General features: G+C 70.5%; 14 protein-coding genes. 7 read left to right on the top strand and 7 right to left on the bottom strand.

What is annotated here, in order from left to right; translation table 11 throughout:
- Positions 1–39: 39 nt before the first annotated feature.
- On the bottom strand, positions 40–876 hold the full coding sequence (locus AB0I45_RS02105; protein WP_295688885.1) for a class I SAM-dependent methyltransferase: 837 nt from the start codon (positions 874–876) through the stop codon (positions 40–42).
- A gap of 351 nt (positions 877–1,227) precedes the next feature.
- On the opposite strand from AB0I45_RS02105, the gene rpsA reads away from it, so the two are divergent.
- The 3 genes from rpsA to coaE all read left to right on the top strand — a co-directional run bounded on the left by rpsA (position 1,228) and on the right by coaE (position 5,532).
- A complete protein-coding gene (rpsA, locus tag AB0I45_RS02100) occupies positions 1,228–2,706 on the top strand; it encodes a 30S ribosomal protein S1 (protein WP_137319782.1) in 1,479 nt (492 codons plus the stop codon).
- An 80-nt stretch (positions 2,707–2,786) separates the two neighbouring features.
- Positions 2,787–4,535, top strand: coding sequence for a YfhO family protein (locus AB0I45_RS02095; protein WP_295688881.1), 1,749 nt, complete (start codon positions 2,787–2,789; stop codon positions 4,533–4,535).
- A 28-nt stretch (positions 4,536–4,563) separates the two neighbouring features.
- A complete protein-coding gene (gene coaE / locus AB0I45_RS02090; RefSeq protein ID WP_295688879.1) occupies positions 4,564–5,532 on the top strand; it encodes a dephospho-CoA kinase in 969 nt (322 codons plus the stop codon).
- On the opposite strand, the gene AB0I45_RS02085 is transcribed toward coaE, so the two are convergent.
- Entirely contained in the window at positions 5,513–5,956 is a 444-nt protein-coding gene (locus AB0I45_RS02085) for an OsmC family peroxiredoxin (protein ID WP_137319779.1), read from the bottom strand. The genes coaE and AB0I45_RS02085 overlap by 20 nt on opposite strands.
- 220 nt (positions 5,957–6,176) lie before the next feature.
- On the opposite strand from AB0I45_RS02085, the gene AB0I45_RS02080 reads away from it, so the two are divergent.
- Positions 6,177–7,448 (top strand): ABC transporter substrate-binding protein, encoded by a 1,272-nt coding sequence (locus tag AB0I45_RS02080; protein ID WP_247424830.1) that lies wholly within the window; start codon positions 6,177–6,179, stop codon positions 7,446–7,448.
- 111 nt (positions 7,449–7,559) lie between these two features.
- Here AB0I45_RS02080 and AB0I45_RS02075 read toward each other — a convergent pair whose 3' ends face one another.
- The 4 genes from AB0I45_RS02075 to AB0I45_RS02060 form a co-directional block, all read right to left on the bottom strand.
- Positions 7,560–8,405, bottom strand: a complete 846-nt coding sequence (locus tag AB0I45_RS02075) for an ABC transporter ATP-binding protein (protein ID WP_295688877.1) — start codon at positions 8,403–8,405, stop codon at positions 7,560–7,562.
- A complete protein-coding gene (locus tag AB0I45_RS02070) occupies positions 8,402–9,406 on the bottom strand; it encodes an ABC transporter ATP-binding protein (protein ID WP_345031174.1) in 1,005 nt (334 codons plus the stop codon). Before AB0I45_RS02070 ends, AB0I45_RS02075 begins: the two co-directional genes overlap by 4 nt.
- 89 nt (positions 9,407–9,495) lie before the next feature.
- Positions 9,496–10,476: a branched-chain amino acid ABC transporter permease gene (locus tag AB0I45_RS02065; RefSeq protein ID WP_295688698.1), complete on the bottom strand. Its 981-nt coding sequence runs from the start codon at positions 10,474–10,476 to the stop codon at positions 9,496–9,498.
- 21 nt (positions 10,477–10,497) lie between these two features.
- Complete coding sequence (locus AB0I45_RS02060; RefSeq protein ID WP_345031128.1) at positions 10,498–11,928, bottom strand: branched-chain amino acid ABC transporter permease; 1,431 nt, start codon at positions 11,926–11,928, stop codon at positions 10,498–10,500.
- 243 nt (positions 11,929–12,171) lie between these two features.
- Here AB0I45_RS02060 and uvrB point away from each other — a divergent pair, with 243 nt between their 5' ends.
- Both uvrB and AB0I45_RS02050 read left to right on the top strand, forming a co-directional pair.
- Positions 12,172–14,349 carry an excinuclease ABC subunit UvrB gene (uvrB, locus tag AB0I45_RS02055; RefSeq protein ID WP_137319774.1) on the top strand — a complete coding sequence of 726 codons (2,178 nt, stop codon included), beginning with the start codon at positions 12,172–12,174 and terminating at the stop codon, positions 14,347–14,349.
- Positions 14,350–14,614: 265 nt separating this feature from the next.
- Positions 14,615–15,871: a TerC family protein gene (locus AB0I45_RS02050; RefSeq protein ID WP_137319773.1), complete on the top strand. Its 1,257-nt coding sequence runs from the start codon at positions 14,615–14,617 to the stop codon at positions 15,869–15,871.
- Here AB0I45_RS02050 and AB0I45_RS02045 read toward each other — a convergent pair whose 3' ends face one another.
- Positions 15,872–16,165, bottom strand: a complete 294-nt coding sequence (locus AB0I45_RS02045) for a YciI family protein (protein WP_295688704.1) — start codon at positions 16,163–16,165, stop codon at positions 15,872–15,874.
- 105 nt (positions 16,166–16,270) lie between these two features.
- On the opposite strand from AB0I45_RS02045, the gene AB0I45_RS02040 reads away from it, so the two are divergent.
- The gene (locus AB0I45_RS02040) at positions 16,271–18,787 is read left to right on the top strand and encodes a DUF3516 domain-containing protein (protein ID WP_345031124.1); all 2,517 of its coding nucleotides are present in this window, start codon (positions 16,271–16,273) and stop codon (positions 18,785–18,787) included.
- The last annotated feature ends 92 nt before the right edge of the window (positions 18,788–18,879 follow it).

The raw sequence follows: 18,879 nt of genomic DNA, 5'->3' as shown, positions 1-18,879 counted from the left end.
GGCGCCCGCTGCGTCACGGGGCGCAACGGGGCCGGCCGCCTACTCCGGCAGGCGGGTGGAGAAGATCGCGGTGCCGGGCATGACCTGGCCGCGCAAAGGCGACCAGCCGCCCCACGCCGTCCGGTTGTGCTCGGGCCATTCCGGCTCGGTGAGCCCGGTGAGGACGAACCCGGAGTCGACGAGCAGCGAGATCCAGTCGCCCATCGTGCGGTGGTGCTCGGCGTACACCGGGTGCCCGTCCCCGTCGAGCTCGACGTAGGGCGTGCGGTCGAAGTACGAGTACTCGACGGTGAGCCCGGCCTCGCCGGGGACGTCGGGGAACATCCAGCGCACCGGGTGCGTGACGGAGAACACCCAGGTGCCTCCGGGGCGCAGCACGCGCGCGACCTCGGAGAGCACCACCTCGGCGTCCTTGACGAACGGCAGCGCGCCGTAGGACGAGAAGGCCATGTCGAAGCTGCCGGAGGGGAACGGCAGGGCGCGGGCATCGGCCTGGAGGAAGGTCGGCGGCACCGTGGACGGATCGAGCGGGTGCTCGCGCTGGAGCCGGGAGGCCTGCTCGAGCATCCCGGAGGAGAGGTCGACGCCGGTCGCGAGCGCCCCCTGCTCGGCGAGCCAGCGGGAGCACTGGCCGGCACCGCAGCCGACCTCGAGGATCTGCCGGCGGGCGACGTCGCCGAGCAGTCCGACATCGGATTCGTGCACACCCTCGGGACACCACACGAACTCGCTCGCGCCGAGGAAGCTGCCGTGCTCGGCGAGATAGTCCGCGGCCGAGCCGTCCCAGTAGGTGCGGTTGGCCCGGACCGAGGCCTCCTCGTCGATCGCGCGGTACCCCCCGCTGATGATCTCGGGGGAGTATTCGCTGTCGGTCATGGCTTCTCCGTTCCTCGCCCGCGCCGTGCGGGCACTGGGCACCGGGGTGCACGCGGGTGCTGTCAGGTGCTACGATTGACACTGTATGCGCTGTGCTCAGCACGCGCGGTCGTCGTGTCCCATGGTGTCACATCCCGTGTCACTTCCGGTTCGCCTCGGGTTCACCTCTCGGTCCACCGGCAGGTCGATCGCCGGGGCCGCCCACCCGGTGCACGCTCCGGCCGACGGCGAGCGCGTGCATCACGGCACCACCGCAGCACCATCGCGCGGCGCAGCACCTGTCCATCCACACGCACCGAGACCGCCGGCCCCGGCCGACGGGCATCAGTCCATTACGGAGTCCCTACCTTTATGACCACCACCACGCCGGACACGGCGAAGAACGAGCAGATCGCAGTCAACGACATCGGATCTGCGGAAGATTTCCTCGCGGCAGTCGACGAGACCATCAAGTACTTCAACGACGGAGACATCGTCGAGGGAACGGTGGTCAAGGTCGACCGCGACGAAGTTCTGGTCGACATCGGCTACAAGACGGAAGGCGTCATCCTTTCGCGCGAGCTGTCGATCAAGCATGATGTCGATCCCGCCGAGGTGGTCGAGGTCGGAGACGACATCGAAGCCCTGGTCCTCACCAAGGAGGACAAGGACGGACGCCTGATGCTGTCGAAGAAGCGCGCGCAGTACGAGCGCGCCTGGGGCGACATCGAGAAGGTCAAGGACGAAGAGGGCGTCGTCACCGGCACCGTCATCGAGGTCGTCAAGGGCGGCCTCATCGTCGACATCGGACTCCGCGGATTCCTCCCGGCCTCGCTCGTCGAGATGCGCCGCGTGCGCGACCTCGCGCCGTACATCGGCCAGCAGGTCGAGGCGAAGATCATCGAGCTCGACAAGAACCGCAACAACGTCGTCCTCTCCCGCCGCGCCTGGCTCGAGGAGACCCAGTCGGCGGTCCGCCACGACTTCCTGCAGACCCTGCAGAAGGGCCAGGTCCGGCCCGGCGTCGTGTCCTCGATCGTCAACTTCGGCGCCTTCGTCGACCTCGGCGGCGTCGACGGGCTCGTCCACGTCTCCGAGCTCTCGTGGAAGCACATCGACCACCCGAGCGAGGTCGTCACCGTGGGCGACGAGGTCACCGTCGAGGTCCTCGACGTCGACATGGACCGCGAGCGCGTGTCCCTGTCGCTCAAGGCCACCCAGGAAGATCCGTGGCAGCACTTCGCCCGCACCCACGTCATCGGACAGATCGTGCCGGGCAAGGTCACCAAGCTCGTCCCGTTCGGTGCGTTCGTGCGCGTCGAGGACGGCATCGAGGGCCTCGTGCACATCTCCGAGCTCGCCGTGCGCCACATCGATCTGCCCGAGCAGGTCGTCAGCGTCGACGAGACCATCTACGTCAAGGTCATCGACATCGACCTCGATCGCCGCCGGATCTCGCTGTCCCTCAAGCAGGCCAACGAGGGCGTCGACCCGGAGGCCGAGGAGTTCCTCGACCCCGCGCTCTACGGCATGACCCAGGAGTACGACGAGGACGGGAACTACAAGTACCCCGAGGGCTTCGATCCGGAGACCCAGGAGTGGTTGGAAGGCTACGAGACCCAGCGCGAGGAGTGGGAGCAGCAGTACGCCGCCGCCCAGGCCCGCTGGGAGGAGCACAAGAAGCAGGTCGCGAAAGCCATCGCGGCCGACGCCGAATCCGGCTCCGAGGCTCCCGCCGAGTCCGGCTCGCAGGCCTCCTCCTCGTACAGCTCGGACGACCGCGCCGACGAGGGCACGCTGGCCAGCGACGAGGCACTCGCGGCTCTCCGCGAGAAGCTCGCGGGCAACTGAGCTCCAGCACAGCACCCCTGAAGGGCTCCCGGACGACCGTCCGGGGGCCCTTCGGCCGTCCCCGGCTCCCGCGCGGGCCGGTGCGCGCGTGGCTCCTCTACGCGCTCGTCCTCGTCCTCGCCTCGCTCACCGTGTTCGGCGAGGTCATCGCGCACCCGGGCACGCGGGTGTTCGCGGACAACGACGACACCTCGCTGTTCATCTGGTGGCTCGCCCACGCCGCCGACGTCGTCGCCGGCTGGTTCGGCCAGGGCTCGGGGGAGCGGCACCTCCTCTACTCGACCTCGATGCACCACCCGGCCGGGGTCAACGGCGGCTGGAACACCACCGTCCTCGGTCTCGCCCTGCCGCTCGTCCCGGTGACCTGGCTCGCCGGCCCCGTCGTCGCCTACAACCTCACGATCATCGCCGCGCCGGTCGCCTCCGCGCTCGCCGCGGCCGCCCTCGTCCACCGCTTCGTGCCGCGTCTCCCGGCGTTCGTCGGCGGGTTCGCCTACGGCTTCTCGACCTACCTCGTGTCGCAGGCCTCGGGCCATCTCAACCTCGCATTCGCGGTCCTGCCGCCGCTCGTCGCGCTCGGCATCGTCGAGCTCCTGCGCACCGGTCCGCGCCGCCGACCGGTGGTCACCGGCGTGTGGCTCGGGTGCGCGATCGGGTGGCAGTTCTACGTCTCGACCGAGCTCCTGGCCGGGACCTTCCTCGCCGCCGTGTGCCTGCTGCTCGCCGTGCTCGTGTGCGCGCCGCGCATCCTCGCCCGCGCCGGCCTGCAGCTCCTCGGCGGGGGCCTGCTCGCCGCGGGCATCGCCGTGCTCATCGGCACGCCGCTGCTGCTCGCGATGTTCACCCTGCCCGGGGCGCCCGGGCAGACGATCCGTCCCCACGGCGTGTGGAACAACGACCTCCTCGACCCGCTGGTCCCCGGCGCCTACACGCTGCTCGGCGGCGGCCCCACCCCGATCCCGCGGCAGCTCGGCCTCGACCCCTCCGAGATCGGCGGCTACACCGGGATCGTGTGGCTCGTCTGCGCCGCCCTCACGGTGCTCGCGCTGCACCGCTCGACGCGGTACGGCACGCTCGTGCGCGTCACCGCCCTCGCCGGCCTCCTGGTCTGGCTGCTGTCCATGGGCGCGCCGTGGTACGTGTGGGGCCGCCCGGTGTGGGAGCACACGCCGTTCCGTCTCGTCGAGCTGCTCCCCGTGCTCGGCAACGTCCTGCCGATGCGGCTCGCCGTCCACTCCACGCTCGCCCTCTCCGTGCTCCTCGCGCTCGGCCTGTGGCGGTGCCTGCGCAGCCCGCGCCCGGCCCTGCGCCGGCTCGGGCCGATCGCCGCGGCGCTGTCGCTGCTCCTCGTCGCCCCCGGGGCGGTGACCGCACGGCCGATCATCATCCCGGACTTCTACACCGGCGCCTACGCCGAGGTCATCCCGGCGGGCTCGGTCGTCAAGACCCTGCCGCGGCCGGTGGCGATGGCGACCCCGCACGCCGACGAGGCGATGGTGTGGCAGGCGCTGACCGGGATGCACTACCGGGAGACCGGCGGCTACTTCATCGGCTCCACCCCGGAGAGCTCGATCATCTTCTCCGCGCCTGCGGACCCGCTCGACGCGGTGCTCGACGAGCACCGCGGCTCCCCGCTGCCCGACGGCGCCCGGCCGCGCGGTCGGGAGGCCGTCGACGCACTGCGCGCGCGCGGCGTCGACTTCGTCGTCATCGCCGTCGACGGCGCCCACCTGCCGCACGAGGCCCTCGCGATCGCGCAGTACACCTCGCGGGCCGCCGGCGCCCCGTACCTCGAGATCGACGGCGTCTACCTCATCGATCTGCGCTGACCCATTGCACGCGGGATACGCTGGGGCCATGCTGCTCATCGGACTCACCGGCGGAATCGGCGCCGGCAAATCGACCGTCGCCCGTGTGCTCGAGCAGGCCGGGGCCGCGATCATCGACGCCGACGCGATCGCCCGCGAGGTCGTCGCCCCCGGCGCACCGGCGCTGCAGGAGCTCGTCACCGCGTTCGGCCCGGACATCCTCACTCCCGAGGGCGCTCTCGACCGCCCGGGGCTCGCGGCCGTCGCCTTCTCCGACCGGGCATCGACGCAGCGTCTCAACGCGATCATGCACCCCGCGATCGGGGAGCGCACCGCCGAGCGCGTCCGCGCGCACGCCGACCGGGAGCTCGTCGTCCACGACGTGCCGCTGCTCGTCGAGAACGGGATGTCCCCGCGCTACCACCTCGCGCTGCTCGTCGACGTGCCCGCCGCGGAGCGGCTCGAGCGGCTCGTCGGCTCCCGCGGGATGGACCGGGCCGACGCCGAGCGACGGATCGCCGCGCAGGCGAGCGACGCGGACCGCTATCGGGCCTGCGATGTCGTCATCGACAACGCGGGGGAGCAGGCTGCGACCGCCGCTGCCGTCGAGCGCCTCGTGGACGAGCGCCTGCTGCCCTTCTCCCGGAACCTCGCCGCCGCCCGCCCCGCGCCCCGGGAGCAGGCAGCGAGGAACGGCGCTCCGGAGGGTCCGCGCGAGCGTGCGTGGGCGGTCGAGCGCCTCACCGCCCGGATCCGTCACGCGTGTGCGGAGGCCGGCGTGGAGATCGAGTCCGTGGAGCGCACCGACGACGCGGCCGCCGGCGCGATCGCCCTCACCGCGGTGCCGGGCGCGGGGGAGTCGGAGGAGCGTTTCGGTGCCGCGCTGGGCGCGGCGGGCTTCCCGCCGGTCCCGGCGGGTGCGGCGGAGACGCCCGGACAGCAGTCCGCCCGGAGCCTGCATCGCAGTGCGGACCCCGGGCGGCCGGCCGATGTGGAGCTCAGCCGAGCGATGCGGTGAGGTGGATGTCGACGCCCTTGAGGGCCTTCGACACCGGGCAGTCCTTCTTCGCCTTCTGCGCGATCGTGTCGAAGTCCGCCGCCGACATCCCCGGCACCCGGCCGACGACGACGAGGTGGATGTCGGTGATGCCCTTCTCCGGGGAGAAGGAGACGTCGGCCCCGGTGGTGATCTCCTCCGGCGGGGTGCCGTTCTGTGCGAGCGCGTTCGACAGCGCCATCGAGTAGCAGGCGGAGTGCGCCGCCCCGATGAGCTCCTCCGGGTTCGTCACCCCGTTGATCGCGGTCTCGGCGCGGCCGGCCCAGGACAGGGTCATCGAGGCCGCGGCCGAGGAGTCGAGGGACACCGTGCCGGTGCCCTCTGCCAGGGTGCCGTGCCAGGTGGTGTGCGCCTTGGAGACGATCGCGTTCGCTGCGGGGGCCATGGGGTTCCTCGTTCCTTCGAGTCGGGATGTGCGGGGTCGGCGACCCTGAATGGAGTCTACTGGGCAGGACTCGTGGAGGCCTCCCGGCGGCCCCGGATGTAACGGGTGTGAAAATTTCCTCCGTGTCGGGCCCCGCGCGGGTCGAATGTGTGGTGATATTCATCACATCCCCTGCGGGGGCTGACATGGGCACGGCGCCCGTGATCGAAGGAGGCTGAACATGGCTGTGACACAGCGGACGAGGCGTGCAGCGCGTCTCTCGGCATCGGTGGCGATGGGCGCAGTGGTCGCTCTCGTCGCCACGGCGTGCGCGACGGGCGGGGGCTCGGAGGGATCCGGCGGCGAATCGGGCGGCGGAGGCGAGGGCGGAGCGCTGAAGATCGGCACCCTGCTGCCGCAGACCGGTGCGCTCGCGTTCCTCGGACCCCCGGAGATCGCCGGGGTCGACCTCGCGATGAAGGAGATCAACGAGGCCGGCGGCATCAACGGCGAGGACGTGGAGATCATCCACCGCGACTCCGGCGACACGACGACGAACCTCGCGACGCAGTCGACGACGGACCTCCTCAACCAGGACGTGTCGGCGGTCGTCGGACCCGCCTCGTCCGGTGTGGCGAAGACGGTGATCAACCAGATCACCGGCGCCGGTGTCATCCAGTTCTCCCCGGCGAACACCTCGCCGGACTTCACCGACTGGGACGACGACGGCTTCTACTGGCGGACCGCGCCCTCGGACGTGCTCCAGGGCCAGGTGCTCGGGAACTTCATGGTGTCCCAGGGCGCCTCGAACATCGGGATGATCGTCCTCAACGATGCCTACGGCACCGGTCTGGCCGCGAACATCCGTGAGACCGTCGAGGCCGCCGGCGGCACCATCGCCGTCGAGTCGATGTTCAACGAGGGAGATTCGCAGTTCACCTCGCAGGTCGACGAGGTCGTCGGGGCGGACCCGGATGCGATCGCGGTGATCACCTTCGACCAGGCGAAGTCGATCGTGCCGCTGCTGACCTCGAAGGGGATCAGCGCGGACCAGCTGTACTTCGTCGACGGCAACATCGCGGACTACAGCGCGGACTTCGATCCCGGCACCCTCGAGGGCGCCTACGGCACGCAGCCCGGCTCGTTCGCGCAGGACGACTTCAAGGAGCGGCTGGCGGAGGTCGACGACGCGCTCACCGTGTGGAACTACGCGGGCGAGTCCTACGACGCCACCGTGCTCCTCGCGCTCGCCGCGGCGCAGGCGGGGTCGACCGACCCGGCCGCGATCCGCGACGAGCTCCAGGCGGTGTCGCGCGACGGCGAGAAGTGCACCGAGGTCGCGCAGTGCCTCGAGCTCATCGAGGCCGGCACCGACATCGACTACGACGGCATCTCCGGACCGGTGACGATGTCGGAGAACGGCGATGTCACCGAGGCGACGATGGGCATCTACAAGTTCGACGGCGAGAACCGCCCGCAGCCGGACATGGAGGAGCAGGGCTCGCTCGAATGAGTCCGCGCCTCCTGCGGGAGCACATCTGAGCACAGCGGGTGTGGCGGCCGTCGATCCGACGGCCGCCCCTCTCGTGTGCGCCGTGCGCGTGTGCGCTCAGTGCTCGTGTGCTCAGTGCGGACCGGGCTGCGTCCCCGGCGCCGCGCCTGCCGCCGTGCCGTGGTCCGGGCCGTGGTCCTTCCCGTCGACCTTCTCGGCGAGGTCGCCGAGGTAGAGCTCGATGACCTTGGGGTCGCCCAGGAGATCCCGGCCGGTCCCGGTGTGCGAATCGCGGCCCTGGTCGAGCACGTAGCCGCGGTCGCAGATCTGCAGGCAGCGCCGCGCGTTCTGCTCGACCATGATGACGCACACCCCGGCCCGGTTGATCTCGTGGACGCGGAGGAACGCCTCGTCCTGCTTGACCGGGGACAGGCCCGCCGAGGGCTCGTCGAGGAGGAGCACGGCGGGATCCATCATGAGCGCGCGCGCCATCGCGACCATCTGCCGCTCGCCGCCGGACAGCGAGCCGGCCCGCTGGGTGCGGCGCCGGCCGAGCTCGGGGAACAGCGTCGTGACGTAGTCGAAGCGCTCGTCGAACTGCTTCGAGCGCAGATAGATCCCCATCTGCAGGTTCTCCTCCACCGTCAGGGTGGTGAAGACGTTCTCCGTCTGCGGGACGAAGCCGAGCCCGCGCTTGACGAGGACGTTGGCCTTGAGCCCGGTGAGGTCCTCCCCGCGCACCCGCACGGTGCCGGAGTGGACCTTGACGAGGCCGAACATCGCCTTGAGCAGCGTCGACTTGCCGGCGCCGTTGGGGCCGATGATGCCGATGAGCTCGCCCGGCCGGGCCTCGATGCTGCACCCGTTGAGGATGTTGACCCCGGGCAGGTAGCCGGCGACGAGGTCGGTGACGGTGACGACCGGCTCCCCGGCAGTGTCCGGGCCCGGTGTCTGGGCGGTGTGCGGTGCGGCGGTCATGGGGTGTCCTTCGGGTCGGTGGGGGAGGCGGGCGGCTCGCCGGCGGGGTCCTCGCCGGCGGGGTCCTCGCCGGCGGGGTCCTCGCCGGCGGGGTCCTCGCCGGCGGTGCCGACGACGGATTCCTCGTCCTGTGCGAGGCTGTGCTCGAGCGCGGCCACCCCGGCGGAGTCGCCGAGGTCGACGTCGTGGTGGGCGCCGAGGTAGGCGTCGATGACGGCCGCGTCCTGCATCACGGTGTCCGGCGGGCCCTCGGCCACGATCCGGCCCTCGGCCATGACGATGACCCAGTCGGCGATGTGCCGGACCATGTGCATGTCGTGCTCGACGAAGAGGACGGTCATGCCCTCGGCCTTGAGGTTGATGATGTGGTCGAGGAGCGACTGCTTGAGCGCCGGGTTGACGCCGGCCATCGGCTCGTCGAGCATGACGAGCACCGGGTCGGTCATGAGCGCGCGCGCCATCTCGAGGAGCTTGCGCTGGCCGCCGGACATGCTCGCGGCGTAGTCCTCGCGCTTCGCGTCGAGCTTGAACCGGCGCAGCAGGTCATCGGCCCGCTCGGTGATCTCGGCCTCGCGCCTGCGCCACAGCCACGGGAGGAGAGCGGTGTGGATCCGCTCCCCGGGCTGCCGCGACCCGCCCAGGCGCATGTTCTCGATCACCGAGAGCTTCCCGAGCACCTTGGTGAGCTGGAAGGTCCGCACCATGCCGAGGCGCGCCACCCGGTGCGGCCGCATCCCGGCGAGCGGGTGCCCGTCGAACGACCAGGTGCCGGACTGCGGGGTGTCGAATCCGGTGAGGAGGTTGAACAGGGTGGTCTTGCCGGCGCCGTTCGGGCCGATGAGCGCGGTGATCTTGTGGCGCGGGATCTCCACGTGGTCGACGTCGACGGCGGTGATCGCCCCGTACCGGCGGGTGATCGAGTCGCCGACGATGATCGGGTCGCGCTTCGCGCAGCCCGGCCCGGAGGCGTCCCCGGCGACGATCGGGCGCTCGTCGAGCATGTACTCGCTCGTCGTCCAGTGCGCGTACTCGTCGGGGTGCGCTCCGGTCCCGGCGTCGGGCCCGGGGCGCGGGGTGTCGGTCTGGGCGTTCACGAGAACACCAGCTCCTTCCGGTTGCCGAGGATGCCCTGCGGCCTGAAGATCATGAGCATCATGAGCGCGACGCCCACGAGGATGTAGCGGAGCTGACCGGCCTGCACGGTGGTGATGAACGTCACCGTGCCGGACTCGACGAGCCCGGTGAGGATGCCCTGGGTGAGCGAGAGCACGACCCAGAAGATCATCGCGCCGAGGATCGGGCCGAGCACGGTCGTCATGCCGCCGAGCAGCAGGCAGGTCCAGAGGAAGAACGTCAGCTCGGTGCCGAAGTTCGCCGGCTGCACCGACCCGGTGTTGAGGACGAAGATCATGCCGGCCAGGCTGCCGAGCACGCCGCCGAGCATGAGCGCCTGCATCTTGTACGAGAAGACGTTCTTGCCGAGCGAGCGGACCGCGTCCTCGTCCTCGCGGATGCCCTTGAGCACGCGGCCCCAGGGGGAGCGCATGAGGAGCCAGATGAGGACCGCGCAGAGGACGACCACGGCCCAGGACACGATGAGCATCCACAGCGTGCGCGAGGAGATCACGGTGAAGCCGAGCGAGTAGCTGCCCGACGGGATCGGGCTGAGGTCGTAGAACCCGCCCTCGAAGGCGGCGAGTCCGTTGGCGGAGCCGGTGACGTCGGTGAGCTCGTTCGTCGTCACGACGTAGCGGATGATCTCCGCCGCCGCGATCGTGACGATCGCGAGGTAGTCGGCGCGCAGCCGCAGCGTCGGGATGCCGAGCAGCGCGGCGAGCGCGAGCGAGCACACGAGGGCGACGAGGAACGCCGCCCACAGCGGGGCGCCGAAGGTGAGGACCGCGATCGCGAAGCCGTAGGCGCCGACGGCCATGAAGCCCGCCTGGCCGAAGTTGAGCAGGCCCGCGTAGCCGAAGTGCACGGCGAGGCCGAGCGCGCCGAGCGCGTAGGCGGCGGTGATGGGGTTGAAGAACTCCCACAGGGCGTTGGTGAGGATGCTGGAGAAATCCATGATGATGACCTCGGACCGGCGTCAGCCGATCCTCTCCTTTCGTCCCAGGATCCCCTGGGGTCGGAACACCAGGACGAGGATCATGATGACCAGCGCGCCCACGTACTTGAGGTCCGCCGACAGCCAGATCGTCGAGATCTCGACGAAGATCCCCACGATGAGCGAGCCGACGAGCGCCCCGAACACCGTGCCGAGACCGCCGAGCGTGACCGCGGCGAACATCATGAGGAGGATCTGCTGGCCCATGTTGAAGGTGACGCCGGGCCGGTAGTACGCGTAGAGGATGCCGCCGAGCGCGGCGAGCGCGGCGCCGGTGATCCAGATGATCCGGATCACCCGGTCGACGTCGATGCCCGAGGCCGAGGCGAGCGCCGGGTTGTCGGCCACCGCGCGGGTCGCCTTGCCGATCTTCGACTTCATGAGGAGCAGGGAGACGATGATGACGACGGCGAGCGCGACGAGCATCGACACGAGGTTGTTCCGCGTGATCGAGAACGGGCCGAGGTCGAACACCGGGCCCTGCGCGTACGGGAGCTGGCGGGTCGAGCCGCCGAAGAAGAACTGGAGGATGTAGCGCACCGTCAGCGCGAAGCCGATCGACACGATCATCATCGGCACGAGTCCGGCGCGCCGGCGGCGCAGCGGCCGCCACAGGAGCGTGTCGTTGAGGTAGCCGTAGAGGCCGCCGCCGGCGACCGCGGCGATGATCGCCAGCCACATCGGCAGGCCGAGCGCGGCGAACGCGAAGGCGAGCACCGCGCCGAGGGTGACCGTCTCGCCGTGGGAGAAGTTGTTGAGCCCGGTGGTGCCGAGGATGAGGTTGAGGCCCACCGAGCACAGCGCGAGGATGAGGCCGAAGGTCAGGCCCGCGAGCGCGCGCTCGCCGAGCACGACGCCGAAGGCGCGGCCGCCGGTGCCGGTGTCCGTGGTGGTGCCCGGCGCCGCGGTCTCCCCGGCGGTCGGCGGGGAGGAGGGCACCGCGGTGGTGTCGTCGGCGCCCGAGGGGGCCGGGGCCGCCGCGGCACCGCCGCCGGCGCCGAACTGGAAGATCACCCCGGCGCGCGTTGTGTTGCCGAAGGACACCTCCCGCGGGTTCTCCTGGCCGTCGGCGAGGCTCACCCCGTCGGGGAGCGTCGACTCGTCGAGCTCGACGGAGTACGTGCCCTTGGCGGGCACCTCGATCTGCCAGCGGCCGTCGTCCTCGGAGGTGGTCTCGACGGTGCCGGCGTCGCCGGTCGCGGTGATCCGGACGCCGGCGAGGGGTTCGCCCTCGTTCCGCAGCGAGCCGGAGATCACCGGGGCGGTGCCGCCGGCGAGGGTGTCGGTGGCGGCGACGGCGGATGCCGCCGCGGGGCCGGCGAGGAACCCGCCGAGGATCGCCAGCAGCCCGAGGGCGAGCGCGACGAGTGCCGTCCGCTTCCACCTGGGCCGACGCACGAGATCGTGTGTCACGGTATGTGCCTTCCTGGTCCACGCGCCCCGGCTCACTTCGGTGTGATGTGAGTCACAGGACAGGTGCTGAACTGGATTATGGCACACGGAACGTTTCGCGCCGTTTTCCGGCGGATCACGACTTGGCATCGGCCCCGCGGCAGGTGCGGCCGGGGTGCGCGCGACCGGTGGGGAGCCTCGTGCGGAGCGTCGTGCCAAGGGCTGTGCCGGGGGAGTGTCCGAGCCCGGCGGTAGGGTGCTCCTATGAGCTCCGCCGACGCCCCCACGCCCCCCGACACCCGCCCGCGGACCGCGCCCGAGCGTCCGGTCCCGCGGATCGGCCACCGGCCCGAGGTCGAGCGCTCGGTGGCGCCCTTCGAGGTCGTCAGCGAGTACTCGCCGGCCGGCGACCAGCCCGCCGCGATCGCGGAGATCGCCCGCCGCCTCGACGCCGGCGAGAAGGACGTCGTGCTCCTCGGCGCCACCGGCACCGGCAAGTCGGCGACCACCGCCTGGCTCATCGAGCAGGTCCAGCGGCCCACCCTGATCATGGCGCCGAACAAGACGCTCGCCGCGCAGCTCGCCAACGAGTTCCGCCAGCTCCTGCCGCACAACGCGGTCGAGTACTTCGTGTCGTACTACGACTACTACCAGCCGGAGGCCTACGTCCCGCAGACGGACACCTTCATCGAGAAGGACTCCTCGGTCAACGACGAGGTCGAGCGGCTCCGCCACTCGGCGACGAACTCGCTGCTCACCCGCCGCGACGTCGTCGTGGTGTCCACGGTGTCCTGCATCTACGGCCTCGGCACCCCGGAGGAGTACGTCGATCGGATGGTCTCGCTGCGGGTGGGACAGGAATGGGACCGCGATGCCCTGCTCAAGCGCTTCGTGTCGATGCAGTACGCGCGCAACGACCTCGCCTTCACCCGCGGCACCTTCCGCGTGCGCGGGGACACGGTGGAGATCATCCCGCAGTACGAGGAGCTCGCGCTGCGGATCGAGTTCTTCGGCGACGAGATCGAGGCGCTCTACACCCTCCACCCGCTCACCGGGGAGATCGTGCGCGAGGAGGAGATCGTCCACATCTTCCCGGCGAGCCACTACGTCGCCGGGGAGAACCGGATGGGCCGGGCGATCTCCGACATCGAGCACGAGCTCCAGGAGCGGCTCGCCGAGCTCGAGGCGCAGAACAAGCTCCTCGAGGCGCAGCGCCTCAAGATGCGCACCTCCTACGATCTCGAGATGATGCAGTCGATGGGCTTCACCTCCGGGATCGAGAACTACTCCCGCCACATCGACGGGCGCGCTCCGGGCACCGCCCCCAACTGCCTCCTCGACTACTTCCCGGAGGACTTCCTCCTCGTCATCGACGAGAGCCACGTCACCGTGCCGCAGATCGGCGGCATGTACGAGGGCGACATGTCGCGCAAGCGCACGCTCGTCGAGCACGGCTTCCGGCTCCCGAGCGCGCTCGACAACCGGCCGCTGAAGTTCGACGAGTTCCTCGACCGGGTGGGCCAGGCGGTGTACCTGTCCGCGACGCCGGGGGACTTCGAGCTCGAGCGCGGCGACGGGGTGGTCGAGCAGATCATCCGGCCCACCGGCCTCGTCGACCCGAAGGTCGTCGTCAAGCCCACGCGCGGCCAGATCGACGACCTCCTCGCGGAGATCCGCGACCGCGTCGAGCGCGACGAGCGGGTGCTCGTCACCACCCTGACGAAGAAGATGGCCGAGGACCTCACCGATTACCTCCTCGAGCACGAGGTCAAGGTCCAGTACCTCCACTCCGACGTCGACACCCTGCGCCGGGTCGAGCTCCTCACCGAGCTCCGGGCCGGCGAGTTCGACGTGCTCGTCGGCATCAACCTCCTGCGCGAGGGCCTCGACCTGCCCGAGGTGTCGCTCGTCGCGATCCTCGACGCGGACAAGGAGGGCTTCCTCCGCTCGGGCAAGTCGCTCATCCAGACGATCGGGCGCGCGGCGCGCAACGTGCGCGGCGAGGTCCACATGTACGCCGACACGATCACCCCGTCGATGCGATTCGCGATCGACGAGACCGACCGCCGGCGCGAGATCCAGATCGCCTACAACACCGAGCACGGGATCGACCCGAAGCCGCTGCTCAAGAAGATCGCCGACATCACCGAGCGGCTCCAGCGCGAGGACGAGGACACCCGTGAGCTCCTCACCGAGTTCGACTACGGCAAGGGCCGGCGCGGCTACAACGCGACCCTGACGGACGAGCAGCGCGGCCGCGCGGCCGACGGGGGCTCGCTGCGCCCGCCCGCGGCGGACCTCGCCGAGCTCATCGCCGGGCTCACCGACCAGATGCACACCGCGGCCGCGGAGCTCCAGTTCGAGCTCGCCGCGCGGCTCCGCGACGAGCTCGCCGATCTCAAGAAGGAGCTGCGCCAGATGCAGCGGGAGGGACACGGCTGAGCCGCCGGCGCGCCGGGGGCTGAACGACGGGCCCGGCCGACTGCGCTACACTGACTCCTGCTGTTGATGAGGGAGTATCCTCAACGCTGCGTCCGTCAGCACGCTCCCGTCCGCACGGGGGCCGGATGCAGAGGCCTGGCGGGTGCGCGCTGCACCGCAGGCGGAGAGACTCGTGGCGGCCGACCTCATGGCGTCCTGCGCACCGCACCCCTCCCTGCGGCCGCGCGCCGGGCGCCTCCCCGCTACGGAAAGGCACGGCTCCGGCATGGAGATCACCTGGGTGACCTGGACGGTGACGATCATCGTCATCGCCGCGCTCCTCGCATTCGACTACATCTTCCACGTGCGCAAGGCGCACACCCCGACGATCCGCGAGGCCGCGGTGTGGTCGGCGATCTACGTCGGCCTCGCGCTCGTCTTCGGACTCGTGTTCTTCGCCCTCGGCGACACCGCGCACGCGGTGGAGTACTACGCCGGCTACCTCACGGAGAAGGCGCTGAGCGTCGACAACCTCTTCGTGTTCCTCGTCATCATGGCGAGCTTCCAGGTGCCGCGCGACTACCAGCAGAAGGTGCTCCTCTTCGGCATCACCTTCGCGCTCATCACCCGCACCGTGTTCATCCTCATCGGCGCGGTCGCGATCGAGATGTGGTCCGACGTCTTCTACCTGTTCGGGCTCTTCCTCATCCTCATCGCCGGCCAGCAGCTCAAGGGCGAGCTCACCGGCGACAAGGAGGACGACGAGGCCGACAACATCATGGTGCGGATGGCGAAGAAGTTCCTTCCCGCCTCCGACACCTACGACGGGGACAAGCTGTTCACCGTGGAGAACGGCAAGAAGGTGCTCACCCCGATGTTCCTCGTCATGGTGGCGATCGGCGCGACGGACATCCTCTTCGCCTTCGACTCGATCCCCGCGATCTACGGCCTCACCCAGGAGCCCTACATCGTGTTCGCGGCGACGGCGTTCTCGCTCATGGGCCTGCGCCAGCTCTACTTCCTCATCGACGGGCTGCTCGACCGCCTCGTCTACCTCGCCTACGGCCTCGCCGCAGTGCTCGGCTTCATCGGCATCAAGCTCATCCTCCACGCGCTCCACGAGAACAACCTGCCGTTCATCAACGACGGCGAGAACGTGCCGGTCGCCGAGGTCCCCACGACGACCTCGCTGCTCGTCATCGTTGCGATCCTCGGGATCACCGTCGTCGCCTCGCTGCTGAGCCCCAAGGGCCGCGCGCTGCGCGCCCTGCAGAACGCCGAGCGCTACTCGCACCGCTACACCGTGCTGCCCGAGAGCGCGAGCGCCGAGGAGCGGTCGCAGGCGGAGCAGCTCATGGACCGCTGGACGCAGGAGGCCGAGGGTGTCGACCAGAAATGGCGCGACAAGCTCCTCGACCACAAGGACAAGTATTCGCGGATCATCCGGACCGCGCACGAGGCGCGCCTCGCCGCCGCCGCACAGCGGGGCGACGACGCCGCGGTGTCGCGCCGGATCGTCGAGCAGGACGGGCCGAGCGTCTGATCAGCCCTGCGGGGCGAAGGGCCCGAACACGGGGTTCCAGGTGCGGATGGTCGTCGCCGCGATGACGTCCTCGGCCGCGTACGGGTCCTGCGTGAGGATGTCGACGATGTTCGCCCGCTCGGCGGCGGACAGGATGAGCAGCCCTCCCGGGGTGTCGTCGTCCTCGAGCGGACCGGAGGCGAGCAGCACCCCCGATTCGAGCAGGTGCGCCTGCCAGGCGCGGTGCGCCGGTCGGGCCGCCATCCGGCGCTCGGTGTCGGGGCCGTACTCGTAGGTGACAGCGAAGATCGCCATGTGCTTCTCCAGTCCGGGAGTGGGGAATAATCGGCAGGTGGGCGCCGGTTGTACCACCCGGTGCCCGCACCGCCAGTCTAGACGCCGCCCACGGAAGGAACCCACGTGCCACGCCTGCCGGAGATCCCCGCGGAGTTCGCGGACCCGGACACCGTCCACGAAGCCTTCCTCGACCACTGCAGCGCGCTCGGCATCACCCTCTACCCGGCCCAGGAGGAGGCGGTGCTCGCCGCGGTCACCGGCGACAACACGATCGTCGCCACCCCGACGGGCTCCGGCAAGAGCATGGTCGCGCTCGCCGCGCTGTTCTCCGGGCTGAGCACCGGGCGGCGCAGCTACTACACGGCTCCCATCAAGGCGCTGGTGAGCGAGAAGTTCTTCGCCCTGACCGAGGCGCTCGGACCGGAGAACGTCGGCATGGTGACCGGCGACTCCGCCGTCAACCCCGATGCGCCGATCATCTGCGCGACCGCGGAGATCCTCGCGAACCAGGCGCTGCGCGAGGGTGCGCTGCTCGACGTCGGGATGGTCGTCATGGACGAGTTCCACTACTTCGCCGACCCGCAGCGCGGCTGGGCCTGGCAGGTCCCGCTGCTCCTCATGCCGCAGGCGCAGTTCGTCCTCATGTCGGCCACCCTCGGCGACGTGTCCCGGATCGCCGGCGACCTCGAGGAGCGCACCGGCCGGCCCACCACCCTCGTGACCTCGGTCGATCGCCCGGTTCCGCTCGAGTTCGAGTACTCCGTCGAACCCCTCCACGAGGCGCTCCACGCCCTCGTGCGGCGCGGTCGCGCCCCCGTCTACGTCGTGTCCTTCGCGCAGGCGCAGGCCGTCGAGCTCGCCGGCTCGATCGTCAGCGCGAACCTCACCACGCGGGAGGAGCGGGCGGCGATCACCGCCGAGATCAGCGGCTTCCGGTTCGGCGCCGGATTCGGCACCGTCCTCAAGCGCCTGCTGGCGCACGGCGTCGGCGTGCACCACGCCGGCATGCTCCCGAAGTACCGCAGGCTCGTCGAGCAGCTCGCCTCCGCCGGGCTCCTCAAGGTCATCTCCGGCACCGACACCCTCGGGGTGGGCATCAACGTGCCGATCCGGACCGTGCTCTTCACCGGTCTGACGAAGTTCGACGGGCGGCGCATGCGCCGCCTCCACGTCCGCGAGTTCCAGCAGATCGCCGGGCGCGCCGGCCGCGCCGGGTACGACACCGTGGGCTACGTCGTCGTGCAGGCCCCCGAGCACGTCATCGAGAACACGAAGGCCCTCGCGAAGGCCGGGGACGACCCGAAGAAGCGCCGGAAGGTGACGAAGAAGCAGCCCCCGGCGGGCTTCGTGTCGTGGTCGGAGAAGACCTTCGAGCACCTGACGACCGGCCGGCCGGAGGAGCTCACCTCGCGGATGCGGATCACGCATGCGACGATCATCAACCTGCTGTCCCGGCCGGGTGCGGGCGTGCGCACGATCGCCGATTTCATCGCCTCGACCCATGACACCCCGGAGGCGCAGCTCGACATGCGCCTGCGCGCCCTCCACATCGGGCGCGCGCTCCTCACCGCCGGCGTCATCTCCCGCACCGTCGACGACGACGGGCGGGTGAGCTTCCGACCGCAGACCGACCTCGGGCCGCACTTCGCGCTCAACCAGCCGCTGTCGCCCTTCGCCCATGCCGCGCTCGAGCTCTTCGACCGCGAGTCCCCGGACTACGCGATGGACGTGCTGAGCATCATCGAGGCGACGACCACGATCCAGTACGCGATCCTGCGCGGCCAGCTCGACCGGATCAAGCGCGACGAGCTCGGTGCGCTCAAGGCCGAGGGCGTCGAGTACGAGGAGCGGATGGCCGTCCTCGACGAGCTGACCTACCCGCAGCCGAACGCCGAGGTGCTCACCGCGGCCTTCGACGCCTACGCCGAGACCGCGCCGTGGGTCCGGGAGATCGGGATCGAGCCGAAGTCGGTCGTCGGCGACATGCTCACGCAGGCGATGAATTTCAGCCAGTTCGTCGCCTACTACGGGCTCGCCCGCGTCGAGGGCGGCCTGCTGCGCTACCTCACGGACGTCTTCCGGGCGCTCGTGCAGAACGTCCCGACCGAGGCGCAGACGCCGGAGCTCGAGCAGATCACGGCGTGGCTCGGGGACCTCATCGGACGCGTCGACTCGAGCCTGCTCGAGGAGTGGGAGGCCCTGCGGAACCCGGAGGACCCGGGCCAGGAGAGCCTGCTGCCGCCGCTCGACACCCGGCTGTCGGCCGACGCCCACCGCTTCACCCGGCTCATCCGCAACACGATGTTCCACCGCGTGCTGCTCGCCGAGCGGGCCGACTACGCCCGGCTCGGCGAACTCGACGGCGCGAGCGGCTGGAACCAGCAGGCCTGGGAGGACGCGATCGAGGACTACTACGCCGAGTACGGTGAGCTCGGCATCGACGGCGACGCCCGCAGCGCCGCGCTCGTCGACATCACCCCGGGTCCGGACCACTGGGAGGTGCGACAGGTGTTCGCCGATCCCCGCGGGGACAGGGACTGGGCGATCACCGCCCGCGTCGACGTCGCGGCGAGCGACGAGGCGGACGAGGTCGTCGTCGAGGTGCTCGACGTGGGGCCGATGGCCCCGGCCGGCACCTGAGCGGTCGCGACCGGCATGACGACGGTACACACGATGACGAGGGGGACGCGGGCGGCGCAGGACCCGTGTCCGAGGAGGGGAATAGAGTGACC

The organism is Brevibacterium sp. NPDC049920 (assembly GCF_040656435.1).
GTDB lineage: Bacteria > Actinomycetota > Actinomycetes > Actinomycetales > Brevibacteriaceae > Brevibacterium > Brevibacterium pityocampae.
The sequence above is the reverse complement of the archived record's forward strand: the minus strand, read 5'-3'. Positions and strand labels throughout refer to the sequence as shown.

Bases quoted from the DNA above. Each gene is read 5' to 3' on its own strand.
- AB0I45_RS02105 (WP_295688885.1), bottom strand. From the start codon at position 876: ATGACCGACAGCGAATACTCCCCCGAGATCATCAGCGGGGGGTACCGC.
- rpsA (WP_137319782.1), top strand. From the start codon at position 1,228: ATGACCACCACCACGCCGGACACGGCGAAGAACGAGCAGATCGCAGTC.
- coaE (WP_295688879.1), top strand. From the start codon at position 4,564: ATGCTGCTCATCGGACTCACCGGCGGAATCGGCGCCGGCAAATCGACC.
- AB0I45_RS02085 (WP_137319779.1), bottom strand. From the start codon at position 5,956: ATGGCCCCCGCAGCGAACGCGATCGTCTCCAAGGCGCACACCACCTGG.
- AB0I45_RS02080 (WP_247424830.1), top strand. From the start codon at position 6,177: ATGGCTGTGACACAGCGGACGAGGCGTGCAGCGCGTCTCTCGGCATCG.
- AB0I45_RS02075 (WP_295688877.1), bottom strand. From the start codon at position 8,405: ATGACCGCCGCACCGCACACCGCCCAGACACCGGGCCCGGACACTGCC.
- AB0I45_RS02070 (WP_345031174.1), bottom strand. From the start codon at position 9,406: ATGCTCGACGAGCGCCCGATCGTCGCCGGGGACGCCTCCGGGCCGGGC.
- AB0I45_RS02065 (WP_295688698.1), bottom strand. From the start codon at position 10,476: ATGGATTTCTCCAGCATCCTCACCAACGCCCTGTGGGAGTTCTTCAAC.
- uvrB (WP_137319774.1), top strand. From the start codon at position 12,172: ATGAGCTCCGCCGACGCCCCCACGCCCCCCGACACCCGCCCGCGGACC.
- AB0I45_RS02050 (WP_137319773.1), top strand. From the start codon at position 14,615: ATGGAGATCACCTGGGTGACCTGGACGGTGACGATCATCGTCATCGCC.
- AB0I45_RS02045 (WP_295688704.1), bottom strand. From the start codon at position 16,165: ATGGCGATCTTCGCTGTCACCTACGAGTACGGCCCCGACACCGAGCGC.